This window comes from Vibrio sp. (assembly GCF_047973365.1).
Lineage (GTDB): Bacteria > Pseudomonadota > Gammaproteobacteria > Enterobacterales > Vibrionaceae > Vibrio.
The window spans coordinates 1-26309 of sequence record NZ_JBKEBW010000173.1; the positions used below are offsets into that span (position 1 = coordinate 1).

Genomic DNA, 26309 nt, shown 5'->3' on the forward strand with positions numbered 1-26309 from the left:
GGCGCAGCATCGGCTTCGCGTTGTTTATCGTTTAAACCGTCGAGTAAAAGAGAGGGATCCATCATGGCTTAGCTACTGGTTATTTATACATAATAGCGACGATTATAACCCTAAATAACGCCTACATGCTTGTAGTTCTGCCAATTTCTTTGCTTATTATTGGCTTAAATCATCGTGAATATCTGTCACCGCATCGCGCGATGCGTGACCAATGGCTTTAGTGGTGTCGCGAGTGGCATGACCAATGGCTTTAGTGGTGTCGCGAGTGGCATGACCAATCGCGGTTGCCGCGTCTCGGGTTGCGTGCCCAACATCTTTGCCTGCTTGCTTAAGCTCAGCGCAGCCTAAAAGCAACAATGTTGTGAATAAAGAAATGATTAACGTCTGTCCCTGAATCACTGTTATCTCCTTTTAAATCCAAATTTTCTGTTTTAAAAGCAAAGCCACTCTAACAAATAACCCCGCCGGATAAAGCGGGGCTATGTTATTTTTTGAACTGGATTATCTGAATATACTCAAACTACTTGAAGTTGCAGGTAGGCGGCAAGTGAGCGAATCCCCATGAGCATAGATAAGCTATGTGATTGGGGTGAGCGAGCGCAGCCAACACCGCTGCTGCTTCAAGTAGGAAGAGTATAACACCAAACTTACGCAGCAATACCTGAGTGGCGCAGCAAGGCATCAATTTGTGGCTCGCGGCCACGGAAGCGCTTGAACAGCTCCATTGGTTCTTCACTGCCGCCCATTTCCAGAATGTTATTAAGGAAACTTGCTCCCGTTTCCGCATTGAAGATACCTTCCTCTTCAAAGCGTGAGAACGCATCAGCCGATAACACTTCTGCCCATAGGTAACTGTAGTAACCCGCACTGTAACCACCAGCAAAAATGTGGCTAAAGCTGTGTGAGAAACGGTTCCACTCAAGGCTTGGTAATACTGCCACTTTTTTCTTCACTTCAGCCAGAGTCTCAAGCACTTGTGGCCCAATTTCTGGGTCATAAGTCGTGTGCAACGTGAAGTCGAACAATCCGAATTCAAGCTGACGCAAAATAAACATACCTGACTGGAAGTTCTTCGCTGCCAGCATGTTGTCGAGCATCGCTTTCGGCAAAGGTTCGCCAGTCTGGTAATGACCTGAAATAAACGCCAGCGCCTCTTCTTCCCAACACCAGTTTTCCAGGAACTGACTTGGTAGCTCAACCGCATCCCAAGGCACACCATTGATACCAGAAACCGGGCTCACATCCACTTGAGTCAGCATATGGTGAATACCGTGACCCGTTTCGTGGAACAGAGTCACCACTTCGTCGTGGGTGAACAGTGCAGGTTTATCACCGACAGGGCGGTTGAAGTTACAGGTCAGGTATGCCACTGGTGTTTGTAACTCGCCATTGGCATTGATACGACGCACGCGACACTCATCCATCCACGCACCGCCACGTTTGTGTTCACGAGCGTAAAGATCAAGGTAGAAACTACCGCGCAGCGCGCCGTTACGGTCGAAAATATCGAAGAAACGCACTGATTCATGCCAGGTATCCACGCCTTCGCGCTCTTGCACTTTCATGCCGAAAACACGGTTTAGCACTTCAAACAGACCAGAAACCACTTTGTTTTCTGGGAAGTAAGGACGTAGCTCTTCGTCAGAAATCTCAAACAGTTTCTGCTTTTGCTTTTCGCTGTAATAAGCAATATCCCACAGCTCAAACGAAGTAACGCCAAACTCTTGCTCAGCGAATTCACGCAATTCCTGCACTTCGCGCTCACCTTGCGGTTTCACTTTTGTTGCTAGGTTGTTCAAGAAGCTCAAAACCTGATCTGGCGTTTCCGCCATTTTGGTTGCCAGTGACTTTTCGCTGTAGGTGTTGAAACCAAGCATACGCGCCACTTCATAACGCAGTTTTAGCAACTCCGCGATGTTCTCAGTGTTATCCCATTTGCCCGCATTCGGCCCACGGTCAGAAGCACGCGTTACATAAGCTTGGTAAAGTTCTTTGCGCAGTGCTTGGTTATCACAATAAGTCATGACGGGTAGGTATGAAGGAATATCCAACGTTAACAGGTAGCCTTCAAGACCTTTGCCTTCCGCTGCTGCTTGCGCCGCCGCTAGTGCCGATTCCGGCATGCCTGCTAGCTCATTTTGATCGGTAATGTGCTTAGTCCAGCCCATAGTGGCATCAAGCACATTGTTAGAGAATTTAGAACCCAACTCAGACAGCCGTTTGCTGATCTCGCCATAACGCTTTTGTTCCGCTTTCGGCAAACCGATGCCAGATAACTCAAAGTCACGCAGTGCATCTTTAATCGTCTTCTTTTGCGCCTGAGTTAAGGTTTCAAACGTTTCACTGCTCTTGATCGCTTTATACGCTTCAAACAAACCTTTGTGCTGACCAACCCAAGTGCCGTATTCAGACAGAATTGGCAGACAGCTTTCATAAGCTTCACGCAGTTCGTCGCTGTTCACCACCGAGTTCATATGGCTCACAGGCGACCATAAACGACTTAAACGGTCATCCACTTCTTCGATAGGTGCAATCACATTTTCCCAAGTTGGCTGCGTATTACCTTCAAGTACCTGTTCAATCTTTGCACGACAATCTTCAATTGCCTGTTCAACCGCTGGCTTTACGTGCTCCGGCTTAATCTCTGAAAACGGAGGTAAATCCGTAAAGCTAACAAGTGGATTCGACATAAAACGTTCCTTTTTATGGAGAGTAGTGAGGATGAGATATCCTCGTCTGTTAGGTTAATAAATATAGGTAGCTAGGTGAATTTTCAAGAGTGAGCTGCATCTAATACTATTCTGGGGAATTTCCTGATCAGTGAATGGGGGTCGATAAGCAAACCCTCCGAGCCATGGATGGCTCGGCGGAGCTTCAGGGAAGAATTAATGCGAGTTTGCGTTCGATTCCCATTCGCTGCGGCACAAAGTTGGGAGTATAAAAACTTGGGTGTATAATTAGCCGAAATATTTCTGATACCGACATCCCCTGAAAACAGGTTAGAGGCGAATTTGTTAAGTTATCGACACAGTTTCCATGCCGGAAACCACGCAGATGTAGTGAAACACATCGTACAAAGCTTAATCCTCAATGCACTACAGCAAAAAGATAAACCCTTCGTCTATCACGATACGCACTCTGGCGTCGGTCGTTACGACTTAACTAATGAATGGTCTGAAAAAACCGGCGAGTACAAACAAGGTATTGCGCGTATTTGGCAACAAGATAATGTGCCAGAAGACATTCAGAGCTATCTCGATGCAATCAAAGTCCTTAATCAAGGCGATGAACTGCGTTACTACCCAGGCTCTCCTCGTGTAGCGCGTGCTCACTTGCGTGCGCAAGATCGCATGGTATTAACCGAATTACACCCTAGCGATTACCCTCTGTTGGAACAGGAATTCGAACGTGATCGCCAAGTATCGATTTACAAAGAAGATGGTTTTCAACGCCTGAAAGCAAGTTTGCCACCGCAAGAGCGTCGTGGTTTGGTTTTGATCGACCCTCCTTACGAACTGGCTAAAGAGTATCGAGACGTGGTCAATGCCATTGCACAAAGCTACAAACGTTGGGCAACGGGCATCTATGCTATTTGGTATCCGGTGGTAAACCGCTGTGATATCGAAGACATGATTGAAGGTTTGGAAAATCTTGGTATTAACAAAATTTTACAAATCGAGCTGGGTGTCTCTCCCGATACCAACGAGCGTGGCATGACCGCATCCGGCATGATTGTAATCAACCCGCCATGGAAGCTGGAAAGCCAGATGGAGGAAATCCTGCCGTTCCTGAAACAAGCGATCGCGCCGGTAACCGGTCATTACAAAGTCGAGTGGATTGTGCCAGAATAACCAAAATAAAAAATATGGAGAAAGTAATGACAACGCATTTTGATTACATCTGTATCGGTGGCGGTAGCGGCGGTATCGCATCAGCAAACCGCGCTGCGATGTACGGCGCAAAAGTCGCATTGATTGAAGCGAAAGATCTTGGCGGTACATGTGTCAACGTAGGCTGTGTACCTAAAAAAGTGATGTGGCACGGTGCACAGGTTGCTGAAGCAATGAACTTATACGCACCTGATTACGGCTTTGACGTCGACGTGAAAAGCTTCAACTGGGCGAAAATGATTGAAAGCCGCCAAGCGTATATTGGTCGTATTCACCAATCTTACGACCGTGTTCTTGGTAACAACAAAGTAGAAGTGATTCGTGGCTTTGCGCGCTTTGTTTCTGAAGAAGGCATCGAAGCAAAAACAGTAGAAGTTAACGGTGTTCGCTACACCGCAGACCACATTCTTATCGCTGTCGGTGGTCGTCCAACCATTCCTAACATTCCGGGTGCGGAATACGGTATCGACTCCAATGGTTTCTTTGACCTAGCAGAACAACCAAAACGCGTAGCAGTAATCGGGGCGGGTTACATCGCTGTTGAGATTGCTGGTGTACTACACGCACTGGGTACAGAAACTCACCTGTTCTGCCGTAAAGAATCACCACTACGTAGCTTTGACCCAATGATCATCAATACCTTGGTTGAAGTGATGAACACTGAAGGCCCAACGCTACATACGCACAGCGTGCCAAAAGAAGTGGTAAAAGAAGCCGACGGCAGCCTGACTCTTCACCTGGAAAATGGTCAAAGCCAAAACGTTGATACTTTGATTTGGGCGATTGGCCGTCACCCTGCAACAGATGCTATCAACCTAGCAGCAACGGGCGTTGCCACCAACGAGCAAGGCTACATCAAAGTTGATCAGTACCAAAATACTAACGTGGCTGGCATTTACTGTGTCGGTGACATTATGGAAGGCGGTATTGAACTGACTCCTGTGGCAGTGAAAGCAGGTCGCCAATTGTCTGAGCGCTTATTCAACGGTAAAACTAACGCCAAGATGGACTATAACTTAGTACCTACTGTGGTATTCAGCCATCCTCCTATTGGCACTATCGGTCTGACTCAGCCTGAAGCGGTTGCAAAATACGGCGAAGAGAACGTAAAAGTGTACACCTCAAGCTTTACCGCTATGTACACAGCCGTCACTGCGCACCGTCAACCCTGTAAGATGAAGTTGGTTTGTGCCGGTGTTGAAGAAACGGTTGTTGGTCTACACGGCATTGGCTTTGCGGTCGATGAAATGATCCAAGGTTTTGGCGTCGCCATGAAGATGGGCGCGACCAAAGCGGACTTCGACTCCGTCGTGGCGATCCACCCAACAGGATCAGAAGAGTTTGTTACCATGCGTTAGCCTCAAACTAGCAGGACTTCCGCCCTGTAAATTTTGCAGGGCTTTTCTATGCCTTTCAGTCAGTCAATAAAATCAGCCAAATTAATATCAATAACACTACTAATCTGTTCTGTGTGAGGCACAGAATACCGAGCATCAACACTCGCCAAGCATATATTTTATCTTTTTTCATTAATTTTAGTGATGTTTTGCGTTTAGGGTCTTGTCCAACTGTGCAATAAATGACAAAGTCACCCTTACAATCTGTAACGAACCGATATCTTAACCAATTATTAACTGCGGGTTATTTATACTACTAATATTTGTATAACTACATTTGAGTTCCCAATTCGCGTTCTGCCTATCGACGACCTTCAAAGCATAAAAAGGAAGCATGCAGGATGAGTTCTAGTGGTAAAGGAGAGAAACATATGGGCCAGGGTAAATCCTTGTCGAAAACTTGGTTGAGCACGATTGCAGCCGCAATTGTGCTTGCAGGATGTCAACCTGACGCCAAACCAGCGGCGGTAGCTAGTGGTGCAGCGCCTGCTGTAGCGGTAGACGTTATCAAAGTCACAACTCAGCCTGTTCATGTAACGAGCACGCTGCCTGGTCGTACTAATGCTTTCCGAATCGCAGAAGTACGCCCTCAGGTTCGCGGTATCGTCACTGCACGTAAATTTGTCGAAGGTAGCTTAGTTGAAAAAGGTGATGTGCTTTATGAATTGGATGCTTCCACTTATCAAGCTTCATTAGAGAGCATGAAAGCGAACCTGGCAAAAGCAGAAGCAACGCTAAGCCGTACCGAACTCCAAGCGAAACGCTATAGTGAACTTGTTAAAAAACATGCAGTTAGCCAACAAGACTACGAAGATGCACAAGCGACTTACAAAGAAGCGCTAGCTTCAGTAAAAGCGGCTCAAGCAAATGTTAACGCAGCACAAATCGACCTTGATTACACCTATATTAAAGCGCCAATTTCAGGTCGTATCGGTCGTTCATTGGTAACAGAAGGTGCATTAGTTACCGCGAACCAAACCGATGCGCTGGCAACCATTCAGCAGCTAGACCCACTTTATGTTGACCTTTCTCAACCAAGTAATGAGCTGCTCAAACTACGCCAAAGTGCTGGTAAAGAAACCGATGAGTTGAAAGGTATCAAGCTCTTCCTAGATGACGGTACCCCAATCGAACAAAAAGCAACGTTACAGTTCGCTGAAGTATCCGTGGATGAAAACACCGGTACGGTCAATGTTCGAGCCACGCTACCGAACCCAGATCAGTTCCTGTTACCAGGACTTTATGTTCGCGCTCAACTGCCAACAGAAGATCGTGAGGACGCCATTTTGGTTCCGCAAACAGCACTAAGCCGCAATGCTCGTGGTGAAGCTTCCGTTTTACTGGTCAACGCCGAAAACGTCGTTGAAAGCCGTCCAGTCGTCGCAACACATACTGTAGGTTCTCAATGGCTGATTGATTCAGGCTTACAGGCTGGAGAAACCGTTATTGTGGTTGGTCTACAAAAAGTACGCGCTGGCAGCACGGTTAATCCACAAGTTATGGAATCATCTGAGGAACAATAAGATATGGCTCGATTTTTTATAGATCGCCCAATCTTTGCTTGGGTGATTGCAATAATCATCATGCTGGCGGGTGTGTTGTCGATTATGACACTACCGGTATCTCAATACCCGGATATCGCACCGCCGACAGTTATCATTTCAGGTACTTACCCTGGTGCGTCTGCTGATACGGTTGAAAACAGTGTAACACAGACGATAGAACAGAATATGAACGGGATTGATAACCTGATTTATATGTCGTCACAAAGTAGTTCATCGGGTTCTTTCAGCATCACACTGACTTTTGAAAGTGGTACCGATGCCGATATCGCTCAAGTTCAGGTACAAAACAAGCTGGCCTTGGCGGAAGCAACACTGCCCAATGAAGTACAACAACAAGGTATTACCGTTTCAAAATCATCTAGCTCATTCTTGATGGTGGTCGGCTTCGTCTCAACCGACGCCAGCATGGACAACACTGACCTTTCTGACTACATGATTTCGAACGTCAAAGATCCACTAAGCCGTGTGCAAGGTGTGGGTGAAGTTCAGGTGTTTGGTGCACAGAACGCAATGCGTATCTGGTTAGATCCAAACAAGCTAAACAAATACAGCCTGACACCAGCTCAGGTGAAATCAGCGATCAGCGCGCAGAATACACAAGTATCTGTTGGTCAGTTAGGTGCCGCGCCTTCCATTAAAGGTCAGCGACTCAACGCAACCATCACGGCACAAAGCCGTATGAGAACGGTATCTGAATTCCAAAACATCCTATTACGCGTTGACACCGATGGTGCGCAGATTCGTTTGAAAGATGTGGCTCGCGTTGAACTGGGTGCAGAAAGTTACCAGGCTGTCGCGCTATACAACGGAAAATATTCCGCGGGTATCGCAATTAAACTGGCAACCGGTGCTAACGCACTTGATACCTCTCAGTTAGTGAAAGCTCGCATCCAGGAGATGACACCAACGTTCCCAGATAACGTTGAAGTGATTTACCCTTACGACACCACACCGTTCGTACAAATCTCAATCGAAGAAGTGGTCCATACGCTAGTGGAAGCTATCGTACTGGTATTCCTCGTGATGTATCTGTTCTTGCAGAACTTCCGTGCAACGTTAATCCCAACGATTGCCGTTCCGGTGGTATTGCTCGGTACTTTCGGGGTTATGGCTGCGTTTGGTTTCTCTATCAACACCCTGACCATGTTCGGTTTGGTGCTGGCAATCGGTCTGTTGGTTGATGATGCTATCGTGGTGGTCGAGAACGTTGAGCGGGTAATGACCGAAGACGGTCTTGCACCGCGTGAAGCCACTCGTAAGTCGATGGGACAAATTACCGGTGCATTGGTTGGTATCGCGATGGTACTAAGTGCGGTATTTATTCCAATGGCGTTCTTTGGTGGCGCGGCGGGTGCGATTTATCGTCAGTTCTCACTAACGATTGTATCGTCAATGGTCTTGTCGGTTATCGTGGCAATGGTTCTGACACCAGCGCTTTGTGCAACGCTGCTAAAACCGATGCATAAAGGTGAACACCACGTTCGCCGAGGCCCATTGGCTTGGTTCAACACAGCCTTTGATCGCGGTACAAACGGCTATAGAAATGTAGTGAGTAAAGGTGTCAACCAACGTCTTCGCTACCTTGCGATGTATGCCGTGATTGTAGCGATTTTAGGTACACTTTGGACTCGCTTACCAACCTCTTTTGTTCCTGAAGAAGACCAGGGTATTTTCCTATCCATCATCCAGCTACCGGCGGGCTCGACTCAAGAGCAAACGTTGGCCGTGATGGAAAAAGTGGAAAAACACTTTATGCAAAATGAATCTGATTCGGTTCAGTCTGTGTTTACCGTTGCAGGCTTCAGCTTCGCTGGTCAAGGTCAAAACATGGGTATGGCGTTCATTCGTCTTAAAGACTGGGATGAGCGTACTAACCCTGCGATGTCAGTCGACGCTATTGTTGGTCGGGCTTGGGGTGCATTCTCTCAAGTGAAAGAGGCGAACATCTATACCTTTAACGTTCCAGCGATCATGGGGCTTGGTAACGCAACAGGTTTTGACGCTTATCTTACGGACAATGCCAACTTGGGGCACGATAAGCTAATCCAGGCGCGTAACCAACTATTAGGCATGGCGGCGCAAAACCCTAACCTAACCGGTGTTCGTCCCAACGGTATGGAAGATACGCCTCAGTTCCGTATCAACATCGACTACGAAAAAGCGATGGCGATGGGTCTAGCGGTCTCCGACATTAACAGTATGCTTTCAACGGCACTAGGTTCGAGCTACGTTAACGACTTTATCGATAACGGTCGTGTGAAGAAAGTATACGTACAAGCTGATGCTGAGTACCGCATGACACCAGAAAATCTCAGCCTATGGCATGTGAAAAACAGCAAAGATGAGATGGTTCCGTTCGATGCTTTTGCAACTACAGACTGGACTTACGGCTCTCCTCGTCTAGAACGCTACAACGGTGTTCCTGCGGTGAACATTCAAGGTTCAGCCTCAGCGGGTAAGAGTACGGGTGATGCAATGCAAGCCATCAGCGACATCGTGGCTCAATTGCCACAAGGTATTGGTCTACAGTGGACGGGCGCTTCTTACCAAGAAGTACAAACTGGCTCTCAAGCGCCGCTACTTTATGCGCTATCGATCCTAATCGTATTCTTGAGCCTTGCTGCGTTGTACGAAAGCTGGAGTGTACCGTTCTCGGTCATCATGGTGGTTCCACTAGGGGGATTTGGTGCGATTGCTGCGGCGACGATGAAGTCGCTGTCTAACGACATCTACTTCCAGGTAGGTCTGTTAACCACTATCGGTCTGTCTGCGAAAAACGCCATTCTGATTGTAGAGTTTGCCAAAGCACTTTATGACGAAGGTGAAGACCTCATCAAAGCGACCATCGAAGCGTGTCGTATGCGTTTGCGTCCAATTATGATGACGTCATTTGCCTTCATCTTAGGTGTACTTCCACTAGCACTGAGTACGGGTGCGGGTGCGGCTAGCCGTAACGCGATTGGTTGGGGGGTTGTCGGTGGTATGTTTGCTGCGACGATTCTGGCGATCTTCTTCGTTCCGGTGTTCTTTGTGATTGTGATGAAGTTTTTCCGCACGCAACCGCACAAGATTCCAGAAGATGCGTAATCTTATCTAGTGATAAAAAGACCCAGTGATAACTCACTGGGGTTGAGTTTGTTGACAAAGTCAGTGTTCGATTTATACCTGTCATCCCGGAAAATACGCAGTATTTATCCGGGATCTCGCTCTTGTGCATGTCGTTGGGATTTAGATTCCTGCCTTCGCAGGAATGACGATATTGAGTTTGTCATCAGTCTGAAATCCAGTGATCACACTGGGTTTTTTATTCTCTCCAATAGAGAAATGAAGGGCTACTTTACGCACAGCACATTGAGCAGGGAAGTACCTTTCAACGTATTAACCTTACCCGTGGTAAACAAGCCTTTATTGTCTTCACCCCAATAGGGCAAATAAACCGGCCACTTGTCTTTTTCCATCACTTTAGAGTCAATGAGCCGTTGCCACTCCCCTTCCGTCGCCAAGCGCATTTGTTGCTGCTGGCAGCGTTGCACTGCACCGCTATAACTTAAGCGATTCCACGCCAGATCGTGCTCCATATAAAACTGCTCTTTTTCATCCATCACGTAGGGAACCACGTAATGAAGACCATTCAGGGTTGCTTCACGTCGAATGGTGGTTGCCGGCATGGCTTTTGTCGTCTTTGACGCTACCTTAGTCGTGACTACAGGTTTAGGAGCCGTGACGGCAGGTTTAAGTTTTGTCGTTGGTTTGACCACAGGCTTAGGTTTCGCGGCTATGGCTTTTTTAGGCAAGTTGGGGGATTGGGATACAGATTTTTTCGCCGTCACCACTGGTGTATCTTGCTCTCCTTTGCGCACTTCACGAATGAACGCTTCGTTGTAAAGCTTCTCGCTCTTGACGCCAGCAAGTTCTTTCTTCGCCGTTGCATAATCTTGATATGGTCCAATCAAGCAGCGTAACGCCTTCCCTTCTTGCTTCATCCATACATCGGTTGAGATATGCTTATAAAGTACTTTAGCGCGGCTGAGCGGCATCGATTCATTGAGCAGCCCACACTGAATCCAGAATAGAGAATCTTTTCCTTTCGGTGCCGAATTTCCCCACAGCCCATTACCAATCGGGCAATTACTGTTCAGCCGTGGAAGTTCGTTCGTCGATGTCTGAGTTCCACCACATAAAAACTGTTCCGATTCTGCGGCCAAAAGTGGCTGAGAAACGAAACAAAAAGGCAAGCCAAGCAAAAAAAAGTGAGAAAGTTTCGGCATTGCGACCCCTTTAATATCCATACGCTCTCCATTCAGGTGACTATGGTTACTGTCATGATACCTATCTGGGAAATCAACTGTTCAGTGATAAAAATAAGCAAAAAAACATCAGCAAATAAGCATAAGCAAAAAAAGAGCCGTAATCACTTACGGCTCTAGTTTAGGTAGATTATGTCAACAAAATCAATCGACCAGGATCACCCTTTATAGATTTTCGGGTTAAATACATCGCGCAACCAGTCACCGAGCAGGTTAATCACCAAGACTAAGGTTACCAACAGCACACCCGGGAAAGCAGTGATCCACCAGGCACCAGAGAAAATATAGTTAAAACCAATACTAATCAGAGCGCCCAGTGACGGTTGGTCAACTGGCAAACCTAAGCCAAGGAATGAAAGTGCCGCTTCTGACATGATGGCGTTTGCCACCTGTACGGTTGAGATAACCAAAATTGGCGATAAGCAGTTAGGCAAAATATGACGGAACATGATACGAGGTGCTTTAAAGCCCATGACACGAGCCGCTTCGACATACTCTTTCTTCTTCTCGGCTAATACTGATGCACGGATAGTACGCGCATACTGTGGCCACTCGGCAACACCAATGATCACTACCAGCATGATCACCGCATATTCACTGTAGAATTCGCTACCAAAACTGGCTTTAAAAATTGCCGAAACAATAATTGCCACCATCATGGTTGAGAACGACAACTGAACATCGGCAAAACGCATCAGGAAGCTATCAATACGACCACCAAAATAGCCAGAAGACAGGCCGATGATGATACCCAGAGCTAACTGAAGCGCTACCGCAAGGAAACCAATCGTCAGAGAAAGACGTGAACCGTAAAGCATGGTCGATAAAATATCGCGCCCTTGCTCATCGGTACCTAAGGTAAAGCGTTCATCACCGCCATCTAACCAAGACGGAGGCAACTCAGCATCCATAATATCAATCGAGGTTAGATCGTAAGGGTTAGTTGGTGCAATCAATGGCGCAGAAACAGAAAGCACTAAAAAGACCAAAAATACGGCGAAGCTGCCCATGGCGACTTTGTCACGTAAGAAATAGTACATAAAATCTGACTGCTTAAAACGCTCCCAACGAGAAGGAACAACCGCTGAATGACTCATAATTATGCTCCTTTACCCGTTAAGTTAACCGTTGGGTTAATCAGACCATACAGCAGATCAACAATGGTATTTGTCACAACGAAAATCAGACCAACGAAGATAACGTAGGCAGTAATTAATGGCGTATCGACTCGTTTAATGGCCTCGAGAAAAAGCAAACCGGTGCCTGGCCATTGAAAAACGGTTTCGGTCAAGATGGTATACGCCACCATAGTACCGATTTGAACACCGCCTACGGTTAATACTGGCAACATAGTATTTTTCAACGCATGCTGATAGTAAATTTTATTGAGTGCTAACCCTTTAGCTTTAGCAAACTTAATGTACTCGGAGCTGAGCACTTCTAACATTTCCGCTCGCACAAGTCGGATAAATAGCGGCAGCATGATTGAAGCTAAAGCGATACAAGGCAGGATCAGATGTAATAGGCCATCCACAGTGAAATAACCTGAATCCCAGCCAAGAAGATTCAACGTTTCACCACGACCATAGGATGGTAGCCACCCCAACTCAATTGAGAAGACATACATCAACATGATAGCGGTTAGGAATACCGGAATTGAAATCCCAATACTACTGCCAGCCATTACCAGCTTAGTAAAAAAACTTTTAGGATGAATAGCCGAATAGACCCCTAGCGGAATGGAGCACGCAATAATGATCAGTGACGCGCCAAATACTAGCTCTAGTGTTGCAACTAATTTATCCAAAATAACCTCAACCGCAGGGCGCTTGAAGAAATAAGAAGTGCCTAAATCACCGTGCATGGCAGCAGTGAAAAAGCGAGCATATTTTGTCATGAAGGGATCATTAAGGCCCATTTCATCACGCAGCGCCTGGCGCTGAGCTTCTGAAACCGACTGGCCAACAAGCTCACGTAGCGGGTCACCCAGATTATCCTGAATGGAAAACGCCACTAAACTGATCACAAACATCACTATCAGTGCCTGAAACAGGCGCTTGACCAGAAACGAAAACATTCCTTGCCCCTTTATATCCTTAAACGGTACCAGACGATGTATCACACAGCAGGTACACAATCAGTCTTAACAATAGTGCCTAATCCGACTGAAACAAAACCAGGCACCCACGATGTTAATAGCCCCCCAAAACACGGGGGCTATTAATCACTCATCGCGTAATTATTGCTGAACAAACGTATTGCTTAACAAATTTACTGTTTAACAAACTTACTGCTTAACAACGAGATCACCAAAGTATGGGAAGTTCATTGCGTTCACAATTGGTTTAATATCTAGTTGAGTTTTAGCGCCCCAAGCTAGGTTTTGCCAATGTAGTGGAACGAAAGCAGCCTCGTTGTATAGCGTTGCTTCTACTTTTTGTAGCATTGCTGCACGTTTGGCTGGATCAGTTTCTACGTTCGCATCTTTAACCAGTTGGTCAACTTCAGGGTTCGAGTAATGACCACAGTTGTATTGACCTTGACCGGTTTTTTCATCACGAGTCATCGTTAGGAATTCAGTGAAGTTTGCTGAATCTTCTGTATCTGAGTGCCAACCGATCATCAACATATCTGCTGAACAAACGTCAAAGTCAGCCCAGTATTGTGAAATAGGCATAGTTTTCAGATCAACTTTAATGCCGATCTTAGACAGCATTGCAGAAACAGCCTGAGCAACTTTCGCATCGTTCACATAACGGTCATTCGGTGCGATCATACTTAGAGTAAAGCCTTTCTCGTAACCAGCTTCTTTCATCAGCTCTTTTGCTTTCTTCAGGTCAAAACGAGGAACTAGCTCTGGGTTGTAACCTGCATAACCTTGAGGGCTTTGTTGACCCGCCGCGGTTGCAAAACCTTTCATGATCTTATCAACGATACCTTCGTTGTTAATCGCATGAACAATAGCTTGACGAACACGCACATCTTTCAACGCTTCGTTGCTTGATTGGTTCATTTGGAACGTAATGATACGTGTACCCGCAAGAGTCACAAGCTCGACACCTTTCGCATCAGTAACACGTTGGTGATCATTTGGTGCAACCGGTGCAATCATGTCTACGTCACCAGAAAGTAGCGCAGCAACACGAGTGGCGTCTTCTTTGATTGGCACTAGAGTTAGATGATCAACGTTACCTTTCGATGCTTTATCCCAGTAGTTAGGATTACGCTCAAACTCCATCTTAACGCCTTGCTCACGGTGAGTGATCACAAATGGACCTGTACCTGAAGTGTGAGCAGAAGCGAATGAGTTACCGTGCTTAATGATTTCGCCTTTGTCTTTGCCTTCTTCTGTCTTACCTGAATAGAACTTGCTATCCATTGGGAAGATGTAAGTTGCTGATTGAAGAACCAGTGGGTAAGCACCTTTAGACACTAAGTCAAAAGTAACATCATCAATTTTTACAATTTTTTCAAACGGTTCAAAAATCGCTTTAAAGTCAGTCGACGCTTGTAGACGGTTGAATGTCCACACGACATCGTCTGCAGTGAGTTCGTTACCAGAATGGAACTTAACACCTTTACGTAAGTGGAAACGTACGGTTTTATCGTCAATACGCTCCCATTTTTCCGCTAGGCGAGGTTCAAAATCCAATTCCTGTGTGTAACGAACTAGTGGATCAAATACCATATGAGACAGTTGTAGCGTACCACCAGAAAGTTGCTCATGCGGGTCAAGCGACACTGGGTCTGCATCATAAGCGACGGTAATATCTGCTGCGCTAGCGGCAAAGCTTAAACCAGCGGCCATCAAAGCCAATGCTAATTTGCTTTTCATGGTTTTCATTGCATAACTCCTTATGCGGGAATCCAAATCCCTAGTTGTTGTATTTGCTTCTGCTAAAAATGCCAAACAAGAACGTTTGGTGATTATTGTTTCCCAGATTACTTGGGGTTCACGGCTTTAAACCGTTTCTACTTCTTCTCTCAAACCTGTAAATTCAGGCATCAAGGAAATCAGTTGCTTACTGTACTCGTGCTGAGGAGAGTTGAAAAGCTGCTCCGTTGGTGCAACTTCCAACAAGGTTCCCATTTTCATCACGCCGACACGATCACACATCTGACGAATCACAGGTAAGTCGTGGCTAATAAACAGCATGGTAAGGTTCAGCTCATCTTGAAGATCTTTGAGAAGGTTCAAGATCTGCGCCTGTACAGATACATCCAGTGCGGATGTTGGTTCATCACAAATCAATAACCGCGGGCGAGTTGCCAATGCACGTGCAATCGAAATACGCTGACGCTGGCCACCGGAAAACTCGTGCGGATATTTCACGCCAGCCATTTTACCAAGACCAACATGCTCTAATAAGTCATTGACGATTTGACGGGTTTCCGCTTCACCGCTAGTGAGCTTATGGAAACGAATAGGCTCCGCAACGATATCGAAAATCTTCATACGCGGGTTCATCGACGTATAAGGGTTTTGGAATACCATCTGCATTTGGCGGCGCATAGGGCGGCGCTCTTTCTCTGATTTCAGAGCGGTTAAGTCGATCCCTTCAAAGGTCACACGGCCATCGTTTGGTTGGTAAAGTCCCGCGATAACACGCGCAATAGTCGATTTACCTGAGCCCGATTCACCAACCAAACCAAAAGTTTCCCCTTCATACACTTCAAAACTGACATCGTTTGAAGCTTGAACGTATTCACGACGGCTTTCGAATAAAGAGTCTTTAGTCACAAAACGTAAGTTAACATTTTCTACTTTTAACAGAGGCCCGGTGTACTTACGGTTATCCTGACTTTTACCCAACCAGTGGTTCTTGATATCAATAGAGTTGGTATCCGCAGCTTGCTCGATATAAGTCACCAAAGGGAAACGGTCTAGCTTTTTATCTGAACGAGGTACAGCAGAAATCAGGCTGCGAGTGTATTTGTGGTCAGGGTTACCCAACACTTTCGCTGTTGGGCCAAATTCAACCAGATCGCCACGGTACATAACCGCGACTCGGTCAGTCACGTTAGAAACCACACCCATGTCATGCGTAACCAACATACAACCTACGTTATTCTTGATACACAACTCACGGATAAGGCTGAGAATTTGATCCTGAATAGAAACATCCAATGCCGTTGTTGGTTCATCAGCGATGATCAGATCAGGTTCACCGGCAAGCGCGATAGCAATAACCACACGTTGGCGCATGCCACCGGAAAACTGGTGCGGATACTGTTTAAGACGGTTTTCTGGCTGAGGAATGCCAACTTGCTTCATTAAAGAGAGCGCACGTTGATACGCTTCTTCATCTGAAACCTTCATATTGGCATGAATGGTTTCTGTCAGTTGATGCTCGACCGTAAATAGCGGGTTCAAAGAGGTCATTGGGTCTTGGAAAATAAAGCCAATTTTAGAACCACGCACTTTGCGCATTTTCTCTGCTGATAAGCCGGAAATTTTTTCTCCGTCCAAGAAAACTTCACCACCAGCAATCGTGCCTGGAGGACTAAGCAAATCAATAACAGCATTACCAACGGTAGACTTACCTGCACCCGATTCGCCAACCACACCGACGATCTCACCGCGCTCAATATTGAACGAAAGCGATTTTACTGCCGCATGCACACCGTGACGCGAAGGATATTCAATACGAAGGTTTTTTACTTCTAAAAGTGACATCTACACCAGACCTCTACTGCTCGGCAGTTTTCTGCCCTGTCTGCGCCTCATATACCTGTGAAAAATACGAGAAATATGAGTACAAGTGAATCCATTCTTATCAGGACAAAATCCTGACAATTTACAAGCCTATCAATTTGGCAAATCTTTCACAGAAAAGCAACAAAGATAGGATAAAAACTCGAAAAAAAAACAAATTCAAAGCACTATTATCGAATTTGTATGCAACCAGAACATAATAAGCAATGGTTTGACCTTTTGTCTGGCACGTGAAACCGCACCATTAAACCTAGCTTTAAATACTAAGAAAACGCAAAACAGCCATACAATATAAAAGGCAAGCAATGAATAAGAAATCAAATTAACACCAGATTCAACCGTTAACAAACAAGAAACAAAAACACAATTCATCATCAAAAATAAAATTTATGACCACATAAAAATCAAACAATAGTTTTTAATTCGACATAAAAAGCGCAATGACAGGGCTTTACTCCAACAGATTTAATTCAATTAATTTGCAAAATTACTCACTTTAAGCTTTGGCATCGGTGAGCGAAGAGCCAGATTTTGAACATCAGGCGAACCCCGCTCTGTTTGAATCCATAAACTTGGAATGCAAAAAAGCCCCAGTCTTTCGACTGAGGCTTCGTTGGAGTGGTCGGTGAAGAGGGATTCGAACCCCCGACCCTCTGGTCCCAAACCAGATGCGCTACCAAGCTGCGCTATTCACCGACGAATTTTGTTTCGACTCTTGGGATATCTGAATCAAAACTGGAAACTTCATTAACTTAATGAGTTACCGAAATAATGGGGTGGCTAACGAGATTCGAACTCGCGACCACCGGAATCACAATCCAGGGCTCTACCAACTGAGCTATAGCCACCACTATGTTCGTGCCTTTGATTTGTATTCCGGAATGGCACGCCCGAAAGGATTCGAACCTTCGACCTTTGGCTCCGGAGGCCAACGCTCTATCCAACTGAGCTACGGGCGCATGCCCCATCGGCGGAGAGGAATAATACGGATATCACACTATGCCGTCTAGTACTTTTTTTACTTTTTTTCTCGTTTGGTCTCTTTTTCGACAGTTATCTGCCTTTAAAGAGAATTTTTGATGTGATTCACGCCCTGTCATGGATAACTTGTTGTTTATTGCAACAAGTTATCGGGATATAATCACCCATTATTTACATTGATTTAACAGCTGCAACTTGGTTGTTTAATCACTCTAGACCGTTAGATAAGGTTTTCTGCTCACTATAGAAGCAATCGCGTAAAACTTTCTCCAACGGCTCTAAATACTCTAACTATATAAATAGGTAAGTCACTTACCTCGGGAATGTGAAGTGGGTTTAATGGATATGTCTCGACGAATGATTAGCGTTTTGTTCGCTGCCTTAACTTTCTCTACGGCAGCTTTAGCTTCTGACATCAGCCAAACTGAATACGATGCGATCGCAGAACGCATCAAACCTGTCGGTGATGTTTATCTTGCAGGAGCAGAACCAGTAAAAGCAGAGCCAACTGGTCCACGTGATGGTGCATCAGTTTACGGTACTTTCTGTATTGCTTGTCACGCATCTGGCGTGAACGGTGCACCGAAAACTGGTGATGCTGCAGATTGGGCACCACGTATTGCACAAGGCAAAGACGTGCTGACCAACCATGCAATCCAAGGCTTCAACGCGATGCCTGCTAAAGGTACGTGTATGGACTGTTCTGATGACGAAATCATCGCAGCCATCGACCACATGATTGAAGGTCTATAATAAAGACATCAACGAAAAAGGCTTGCCACATGGCAAGCCTTTTTGTTTTTAGTTAGTCGTCACAACGCTGCATTACTTCTTAAACATTGCTCGAATATTGGCGATGTGTGCTTGGCCTTTTGCCATACGCTCTTCTGCCGATACTGGCTTTTTGTTTACTTCCCATTCAACGTCATCAAATGGCAGCTCATCTAAGAAGCGGCTTTGCGTAGGCTTGATCAATTCACCAAACTGTCGACGTTCCTTACACATGGTAAAAGTCAGCTCGCGCTGCGCACGGGTAATACCCACGTACATTAGGCGGCGTTCTTCTTCAACGTTGTCTTCATCAATACTGGTTTGGTGCGGCAGAATGCCCTCTTCCGAACCAATCAAGTACACGAACGGGAACTCGAGGCCTTTCGAAGCGTGCAGTGTCATCAATTGAACCGCATCGCTATCTTCATCTTCTTCACCACGTTCCATCATGTCGCGTAGAGTAAGACGTTGAACCACCTCTTTTAGCGTCTTCTCTTCTTGGTCGTAGTTGTCACCTTCTAGGTCAGCCACAATCCAAGAATAAAGGTCAGAAACGTTCTTCATGCGCATTTCAGCCGCTTTCGGGCTTGCTGACGTTTCGTATAGCCAATCTTCGTAATGAATATCACGTACAAGCGAACGCACCGCTTCAACCGTATCACCTCGCTCAGCTTGATCAGCAATAGCTACCAACCATTGCGTGAAACGGCGCAGGTTCTCTAGGCCACGGCCGGTTAGGTGCTGCTCCAATCCCATTTCAAAGCTGACTTCAAACAAGCTCTTACCACGCATGTTGGCGTAGCTACCCAGCTTCTCTAGAGTCACGGGACCAATTTCACGACGCGGCGTATTCACAATACGTAGGAACGCGTTGTCATCATCTGGGTTCACCAACACGCGTAGGTAAGCCATGATGTCTTTGATCTCTGCTCGAGCGAAGAAAGACGTGCCGCCAGACAGTTTGTATGGCACACGGTTTTGCATCAGTGACTTTTCAATCAAACGCGATTGGTGGTTACCACGATACAAAATCGCATAGTCTTTATATTCGGTGCGGTTTAGAAACTTGTGCGCAATCAATTCACCCGTTACGCGCTCCGCTTCGTGCTCTTCATTCTTCGCCAGTAACACTTTGAGTTTTTCGCCGTCAGGAATTTCCGAGAACAGCGATTTCTCATACACGTGTGGGTTATTCGCGATCAAGATGTTAGCTGCACGCAGGATACGACTAGTGGAACGGTAATTCTGCTCCAACTTAATCAAGCGCAGATTTGGATAGTCTTCACCGAGCAACACCAAGTTTTGCGGTTTAGCGCCACGCCATGAATAGATAGATTGGTCATCGTCGCCTACAACAGTTAAACGACCGCGCTCGCCAACGATGAGCTTCACCAAATCGTATTGACTGGTGTTGGTATCTTGATATTCGTCCACCAATAAGTAACGAATGCGATTTTGCCAGCGTTGGCGCACTTCTTCGTTATTACGCAGCAGTTGCACGGGTAGGGAAATCAAGTCGTCAAAATCAAGCGCGTTATACGCCTTCATCTGCTTTTGGTACATCTCGAAGCAGAATGCAAAGAGCTGTTGTTGCTCACCTTGAGCCAGCGCTTTGGCTTGCTCCGGTGTCAGCATGTCGTTCTTCCAGTTTGAGATTGAACTCAAAAGTTGGCGCAACAAGTCTTTGTCACCATCAAGCTGCTTCTCTGTTAGCTCTTTGAGTAGCGCGAGCTGGTCTTGATCATCAAACAATGAGAAGCCCGCTTTCAAGCCAAGGTGCTTGTACTCGCGCTTGATAATGTTCAACCCTAACGTGTGGAACGTCGAGACCATCAGACCTTTCGATTCAGATTTACCTAACGTTTGGCCAACACGCTCTTTCATCTCGCGTGCCGCCTTGTTGGTAAAGGTTACCGCAGCAATATTGCGTGCCTTGTAGCCACACTGCTGAACCAAATAAGCGATTTTATTGGTAATAACACGAGTTTTACCCGAACCAGCGCCCGCTAGCACCAAGCATGGGCCTGATACGTACTTAACGGCTTCGTCTTGTCTGGGGTTCAGCTTCATAAAAATTCTCTGCGGGTGGAAATAGTGGCGCCTATGATAAAGGGGTGAGTGTGTGAAAGCTACGGTCATTTTCACGTAATTTTTACACAGAGAGTTGCAACATTTTGTTGCATAACTGACCAGTCTTTGCGCTATAATGAATGAACGTTCATTCATTGGGTGGTGTGGTTATGACCTATAACACTACTGGAGATAAATACGAGCAAATCATCGCAGCTGCCGAACGCTTAATTGCTGAATCGGGTTTTCATGGTCTATCCATGCAAAAGCTCGCAACTGAAGCAGGTGTCGCAGCAGGCACGATTTATCGATATTTCTCAGATAAAGAACATCTTTTAGAAGAAGTCCGCCTTACCGTTACCAAACGTATCGCGGAAGCCGTTCAAGCGGATGTTCATGACGATATGCCCCTGAAAGAGCGTTACCGCACTATGTGGCTCAATATTTGGCACCTTGCTGGATCAAATTTAGACACCTTAAGTAATCGTGTCCAATATGAATCACTCCCATGTGGAAATCGTAAAAGTACTCGGGAACTTGAAAGGCAAATGTTTGCCCAAGTAGATCGTCTTTTTAATCAAGGCAAAGTGGAAGGGGTATTTAAACCTCTCGATAACGAAATTCTTTCAGGGTTAAGTTTCGAAGCTAGTGTTGCGCTTGCTAGAAAACATGCTTTGGGATTTTATCAGTTGGATGAAGACGCGCTGGAAGCAGCCGTTGAAGCCAGCTGGGATGCAATTATTAAACACTAACTTGGAGTTCTTAATAGAATGAAAAAGTGGACTTTCTTTATGTTACTTATCGCGATTCTTCTGTTCGGAAGCGTGATAGGTTTCAACTTATTCAAGCAACAGAAAATTGCTGAATACATGGCGAATCGTCCGGAACCAGAATTCCCAGTAACCGTAACAGAAGTACAAGCGGTTGATTGGGTTCCTGTTATCGAGGCGATCGGCTTCATTGAACCTAACCAAGGTGTCACTGTTGCGAACGAAACCAGCGGTGTGATCGATAAGATTTCTTTCGACTCTGGTACTCAAGTTGAAGAGGGCCAGCCTTTGGTTCTTCTAGACTCTGAAGTAGAAATCGCAAACCTTAAGAGCTCTCAAGCTAAACTGCCAGCGGCTCAAGCTAAGTACAAACGCTACCAAGGCCTTTTCAAAAAAGGTTCTATCTCTAAAGAAGCGTATGACGAAGCAGAAGCAAACTACTTCTCACTGAAAGCGGATATCGAAAGTCTTAAAGCGACCATTGACCGCCGTGAAATCAAAGCGCCTTTCGCTGGTGTAGTTGGTATTCGTAACGTTTATCTTGGTCAATACCTACAAGCAGGTACTGACATCGTGCGTCTTGAAGACACAACGGTAATGCGCCTGCGTTTCACCGTGCCTCAAACAGACATCTCTCGCATCAAGCTAGACCAAGAAGTAGACATCTTTGTTGATGCTTACCCTGATAAGCCATTCAAAGGTTCTATCTCTGCTATCGAACCTGCGGTTAACGTTCAAAGTGGTCTGATCCAAGTTCAAGCTGACATTCCAAACAGCGATGGCAAACTTCGTAGCGGTATGTTCGCTCGTGCAAACATCATTCTACCGAAGTTAGAGAACCAAGTAACACTGCCACAAACAGCTATCACCTTTACCCTATATGGCGACAACGTGTACATCGTAACTGAAGAAGACGGTGAAAAACGCGTTAAGCAACACGTGGTAAAAGTGGGCGAACGTACTAAAGACATCGCGCATATTCTAGAAGGCGTGAAACCAGGTGATGTAGTGGTAACGTCGGGTCAAATCCGTCTAAGTAACCACGCGAAAGTGACCATCGTTGAAGATTCGGCACTGACACCACCTGCTGAAACACCAATGCTTTAATTGGAGGCATCATGCGCTTTACTGATGTTTTTATTAAACGTCCAGTTTTAGCGGTATCGATCAGCTTTTTGATTGCGTTGCTTGGTTTACAAGCCGTATTCAAGATGCAGGTTCGAGAATACCCTGAAATGACAAACACGGTGGTTACTGTAACCACCAGTTATTACGGTGCAAGTGCTGACTTGATCCAAGGCTTTATTACTCAGCCTTTGGAGCAAGCCGTCGCGCAGGCCGATAATATCGATTATATGACTTCATCCTCGGTTCTAGGTACGTCTACCATTACCGTAAACATGAAGTTGAATACCGACCCGAATGCGGCGCTGTCTGACATTCTGGCGAAAACCAACTCGGTTCGTTCACAGCTTCCAAAAGAAGCAGAAGACCCGACAGTAACCATGTCGACAGGTTCGACTACCGCGGTACTGTACATTGGTTTCACCAGTGATGAACTGTCTTCGAGCCAGATCACCGACTACCTTGAGCGTGTAATCAACCCGCAGCTATTTACGGTAAACGGTGTATCGAAAGTTGACCTATACGGTGGTATGAAATACGCACTGCGCGTATGGCTAGATCCAGCGAAAATGGGTGCACTTAAGCTGACAGCGACAGATGTGATGGGCGTGTTGAATGCCAACAACTACCAATCTGCAACTGGTCAGGCAACAGGTGAATTCGTTCTTTACAACGGTAGCGCAGATACTCAGGTATCCAACGTTGCTGAGCTCGAAGCTCTGGTTGTTAAAACTGGCGACGGTGATGTGATTCGTCTTGGCGATATTGCGAAAGTAACGCTAGAGAAGAGCCACGATATCTACCGTGCGAGTGCGAACGGTCAGGAAGCAGTAGTTGCAGCGATCAACGCAGCACCGAGTGCTAACCCGATTAACATCGCAGCTGATGTTCTTGCGCTATTGCCTCAGTTAGAGCGCAACTTGCCAAGTAACATCAAAATGAACGTGATGTATGACTCAACCATCGCTATCAACGAATCAATTCACGAAGTTGTGAAAACCATTCTTGAAGCAGCGGTGATCGTACTTGTGGTTATCACCCTATTCCTAGGTTCATTCCGTGCGGTTGTGATTCCTATCGTTACCATCCCGCTATCACTGATTGGTGTAGCTATGGTGATGCAGGCAATGGGCTTCTCGTGGAACTTGATGACACTTCTGGCAATGGTACTCGCCATCGGTCTGGTGGTGGATGACGCGATCGTTGTTCTTGAAAACGTCGACCGTCACATTAAAGAAGGCGAATCCCCGTTCCGTGCTGCCATCATCGGTACGCGTGAAATTGCGGTTCCTGTAATTGCAATGACCCTAACCCTTGGTGCGGTATATGCGCCAATCGCGCTGATGGGTGGTATTACAGGCTCGCTATTTAAAGAGTTCGCGTTAACCCTAGCGGGTGCGGTATTTGTATCCGGTATTATCGCATTGACTCTATCACCGATGATGTGTTCGAAGATGCTTAAGGCCAACGAAGAGCCAAGCAAATTTGAGCAGAAAGTACATCACGTATTGGATGGCATGACCAACCGTTACGAGAAAATGCTGACATCAGTGATGGCACACCGTCCTGTGATCATCGCGTTTGCGATCATTGTATTCGCAAGTTTGCCGATTCTGTTCAAGTTCATTCCAAGTGAACTGGCACCTTCGGAAGATAAAGGTGTAGTTGTACTAATGGGTACAGCACCATCAAACGCGAACTTGGACTACATCCAAAACACCATGAACGACGTAAACAAGATTCTATCTGACCAACCAGAAGTAGAATACGCTCAGGTGTTTAACGGTGTACCAAACTCAAACCAAGCATTCGGTCTAGCAACTCTGAAACCTTGGAGTGAGCGTGAAGCAAGCCAAGCTGACATCACTAAACGTGTAGGTGACCTTGTTTCTCATGTACCAGGTATGTCGGTAACTGCGTTCCAAATGCCAGAACTTCCTGGTGCAGGTTCAGGTCTACCGATTCAGTTCGTTATCACTACACCAAACAGCTTCGAAAGCCTGTTTACTATCGCGAGTGATATCTTGACTGACGTATCGAAGAGTCCAATGTTCGTCTACTCGGATCTGGATCTGAACTACGATTCAGCAACGATGAAGATCAGCATCGACAAAGACAAAGCAGGCGCATACGGCGTGACCATGCAAGACATTGGTGTAACACTAAGTACCATGATGGCGGATGGTTACGTAAACCGTATCGACCTAAATGGACGTTCATACGAGGTTATCCCTCAAGTAGAACGTAAGTGGCGTCTAAACCCACAGTCGATGAAGAACTACTACGTACGCTCAGTTGACGGTAAAGCAGTGCCACTTGGCAGCTTGATCACGATTGATGTTGTCGCAGAGCCTCGCTCACTGCCTCACTTCAACCAGCTAAACTCAGCAACGGTTGGTGCAGTACCAGCACCTGGTGTAGCAATGGGTGACGCAATCAACTGGTTTGAAGACGTGGCACAAAACAAACTGCCATCAGGCTACAACCATGACTACATGGGTGAAGCTCGTCAGTTCGTAACGGAAGGTAGCGCACTATACGCAACATTCGGCTTGGCACTGGCGATCATCTTCCTAGTACTGGCGATTCAGTTTGAATCGATCCGCGATCCAATTGTAATCATGGTATCGGTACCGCTAGCGGTATGTGGTGCATTGATTGCTCTGGCGTGGGGTACGGCATCGATGAACATCTACTCGCAGGTTGGTTTGATTACCCTGGTTGGTCTGATCACCAAACACGGTATCTTGATCTGTGAAGTAGCAAAAGAAGAGCAGTTACATAACAAACTGTCTCGTATCGATGCGGTAATGGAAGCAGCGAAAGTTCGTCTTCGTCCAATCCTGATGACGACGGCAGCGATGATTGCAGGTCTTATCCCACTGATGTACGCAACAGGTGCAGGTGCTGAACAGCGCTTTAGTATCGGTATCGTAATCGTTGCTGGTCTGGCGATCGGTACGCTGTTTACGCTATTCGTACTGCCTGTGATATACAGCTACCTAGCTGAGAAACACAAGCCACTGCCAGTGTTTGTTGAAGACAAAGACTTGGAAAAGCTAGCTCGAGTGGATGAAGCGAAAGCCGCTCACCGCGAATTAGCAGATAACAAGTAAGCATAAAGCACTAAGAAAAAGGTCACTTCGGTGACCTTTTTTATTGCTGCTCTCTTTTTTGCCATCTAAATGGCGACTTTCCCGTATCATTTACATAGAATGTGGGCAAATCAAAAGGAGTTTTAGCCACTATGTTTGACCCAAAGAAATTAGAGCAAATCGCTAAACAAATTCACGAATCAATGCCACAGCCAGTAAAAGAGCTAGGCGCGGATGTTGATCAAAAAGTTCGCCAAGTGATCCAAGGTCAGCTAAACAAGCTAGACGTTGTTAGCCGTGAAGAATTCGACGTACAAACTCAAGTTCTACTGCGTACACGTCAAAAGCTGACAGAGATGGAAAAGAAATTGGCTGAGCTTGAAGAAAAGCTAGCTGATAAATAAGCGAGAAGCGAGAAGCGAGAAGCGAGAAGCGAGAAGCGAGAAGCGAGAAGCGAGAAGCGAGAAGCGAGAAGCGAGAAGCGAGAAGCGAGAAGCGAGAAGCGAGAAGCGAGAAGCGAGAAAATACTTGAGGGTTGGCGTATACACGTCAACCCTTTTTTGTTTTTCAGGATTCAGGATTCAGGATTCAGGATTCAGGATTCAGGATTCAGGATTCAGGA

At 46.1% G+C, this 26309-nt stretch carries 17 protein-coding genes and 3 tRNA genes; 9 read left to right on the plus strand and 11 right to left on the minus strand.

The annotated features are described in order from the left end of the window. Positions 1-156: 156 nt before the first annotated feature. Together ACK5MF_RS19270 and prlC are read right to left on the minus strand one after the other, a co-directional pair. Positions 157-399 (minus strand): hypothetical protein, encoded by a 243-nt coding sequence (locus ACK5MF_RS19270; protein ID WP_416924130.1) that lies wholly within the window; start codon positions 397-399, stop codon positions 157-159. 248 nt (positions 400-647) lie between these two features. Beyond that, positions 648-2690 carry an oligopeptidase A gene (prlC, locus tag ACK5MF_RS19275; protein WP_416924131.1) on the minus strand — a complete coding sequence of 681 codons (2043 nt, stop codon included), beginning with the start codon at positions 2688-2690 and terminating at the stop codon, positions 648-650. Between the two features lie 321 nt (positions 2691-3011). Here prlC and ACK5MF_RS19280 point away from each other — a divergent pair, with 321 nt between their 5' ends. The 4 genes from ACK5MF_RS19280 to ACK5MF_RS19295 all read left to right on the plus strand — a co-directional run bounded on the left by ACK5MF_RS19280 (position 3012) and on the right by ACK5MF_RS19295 (position 9939). Then, positions 3012-3851: a 23S rRNA (adenine(2030)-N(6))-methyltransferase RlmJ gene (locus tag ACK5MF_RS19280; protein ID WP_416924132.1), complete on the plus strand. Its 840-nt coding sequence runs from the start codon at positions 3012-3014 to the stop codon at positions 3849-3851. 26 nt (positions 3852-3877) lie between these two features. Beyond that, complete coding sequence (gene gorA / locus ACK5MF_RS19285; RefSeq protein ID WP_416924133.1) at positions 3878-5248, plus strand: glutathione-disulfide reductase; 1371 nt, start codon at positions 3878-3880, stop codon at positions 5246-5248. Positions 5249-5658: 410 nt separating this feature from the next. Further along, a complete protein-coding gene (locus ACK5MF_RS19290) occupies positions 5659-6810 on the plus strand; it encodes an efflux RND transporter periplasmic adaptor subunit (RefSeq protein WP_416924134.1) in 1152 nt (383 codons plus the stop codon). 3 nt (positions 6811-6813) lie between these two features. Beyond that, positions 6814-9939 carry an efflux RND transporter permease subunit gene (locus ACK5MF_RS19295; RefSeq protein WP_416924135.1) on the plus strand — a complete coding sequence of 1042 codons (3126 nt, stop codon included), beginning with the start codon at positions 6814-6816 and terminating at the stop codon, positions 9937-9939. A 245-nt stretch (positions 9940-10184) separates the two neighbouring features. Here the strand turns inward: ACK5MF_RS19295 and ACK5MF_RS19300 are convergent, their stop codons facing one another. The 8 genes from ACK5MF_RS19300 to ACK5MF_RS19335 form a co-directional block, all read right to left on the minus strand. Then, entirely contained in the window at positions 10185-11141 is a 957-nt protein-coding gene (locus tag ACK5MF_RS19300; RefSeq protein ID WP_416924136.1) for an SPOR domain-containing protein, read from the minus strand. A 176-nt stretch (positions 11142-11317) separates the two neighbouring features. Then, entirely contained in the window at positions 11318-12256 is a 939-nt protein-coding gene (locus ACK5MF_RS19305) for an ABC transporter permease (protein WP_416924137.1), read from the minus strand. 2 nt (positions 12257-12258) lie between these two features. Next, positions 12259-13236: an ABC transporter permease gene (locus ACK5MF_RS19310; RefSeq protein ID WP_416924138.1), complete on the minus strand. Its 978-nt coding sequence runs from the start codon at positions 13234-13236 to the stop codon at positions 12259-12261. Positions 13237-13446: 210 nt separating this feature from the next. After that, positions 13447-15003 carry an ABC transporter substrate-binding protein gene (locus ACK5MF_RS19315; protein WP_416924139.1) on the minus strand — a complete coding sequence of 519 codons (1557 nt, stop codon included), beginning with the start codon at positions 15001-15003 and terminating at the stop codon, positions 13447-13449. Between the two features lie 117 nt (positions 15004-15120). Then, entirely contained in the window at positions 15121-16836 is a 1716-nt protein-coding gene (locus tag ACK5MF_RS19320) for an ABC transporter ATP-binding protein (RefSeq protein WP_416924140.1), read from the minus strand. A 658-nt stretch (positions 16837-17494) separates the two neighbouring features. Next, positions 17495-17571, minus strand: a tRNA-Pro gene (locus ACK5MF_RS19325). 76 nt (positions 17572-17647) lie between these two features. Then, a tRNA-His gene (locus ACK5MF_RS19330) sits at positions 17648-17723 on the minus strand. 34 nt (positions 17724-17757) lie between these two features. Then, positions 17758-17834, minus strand: a tRNA-Arg gene (locus ACK5MF_RS19335). A gap of 361 nt (positions 17835-18195) precedes the next feature. Between ACK5MF_RS19335 and ACK5MF_RS19340 the strand changes: the two genes are divergently transcribed. Beyond that, positions 18196-18609, plus strand: coding sequence for a c-type cytochrome (locus ACK5MF_RS19340; protein WP_005434644.1), 414 nt, complete (start codon positions 18196-18198; stop codon positions 18607-18609). A gap of 72 nt (positions 18610-18681) precedes the next feature. Here ACK5MF_RS19340 and rep read toward each other — a convergent pair whose 3' ends face one another. Then, on the minus strand, positions 18682-20697 hold the full coding sequence (gene rep / locus ACK5MF_RS19345) for a DNA helicase Rep (protein ID WP_009705430.1): 2016 nt from the start codon (positions 20695-20697) through the stop codon (positions 18682-18684). 170 nt (positions 20698-20867) lie between these two features. Here rep and ACK5MF_RS19350 point away from each other — a divergent pair, with 170 nt between their 5' ends. The 4 genes from ACK5MF_RS19350 to ubiK all read left to right on the plus strand — a co-directional run bounded on the left by ACK5MF_RS19350 (position 20868) and on the right by ubiK (position 26091). Next, complete coding sequence (locus ACK5MF_RS19350; protein WP_009705429.1) at positions 20868-21449, plus strand: TetR/AcrR family transcriptional regulator; 582 nt, start codon at positions 20868-20870, stop codon at positions 21447-21449. A gap of 18 nt (positions 21450-21467) precedes the next feature. Beyond that, complete coding sequence (gene vmeC, locus ACK5MF_RS19355; RefSeq protein ID WP_038893733.1) at positions 21468-22574, plus strand: multidrug efflux RND transporter periplasmic adaptor subunit VmeC; 1107 nt, start codon at positions 21468-21470, stop codon at positions 22572-22574. 11 nt (positions 22575-22585) lie between these two features. Continuing rightward, complete coding sequence (gene vmeD, locus ACK5MF_RS19360; RefSeq protein ID WP_416924141.1) at positions 22586-25708, plus strand: multidrug efflux RND transporter permease subunit VmeD; 3123 nt, start codon at positions 22586-22588, stop codon at positions 25706-25708. Positions 25709-25839: 131 nt separating this feature from the next. Continuing rightward, positions 25840-26091 (plus strand): ubiquinone biosynthesis accessory factor UbiK, encoded by a 252-nt coding sequence (gene ubiK / locus ACK5MF_RS19365; protein WP_005427244.1) that lies wholly within the window; start codon positions 25840-25842, stop codon positions 26089-26091. The last annotated feature ends 218 nt before the right edge of the window (positions 26092-26309 follow it).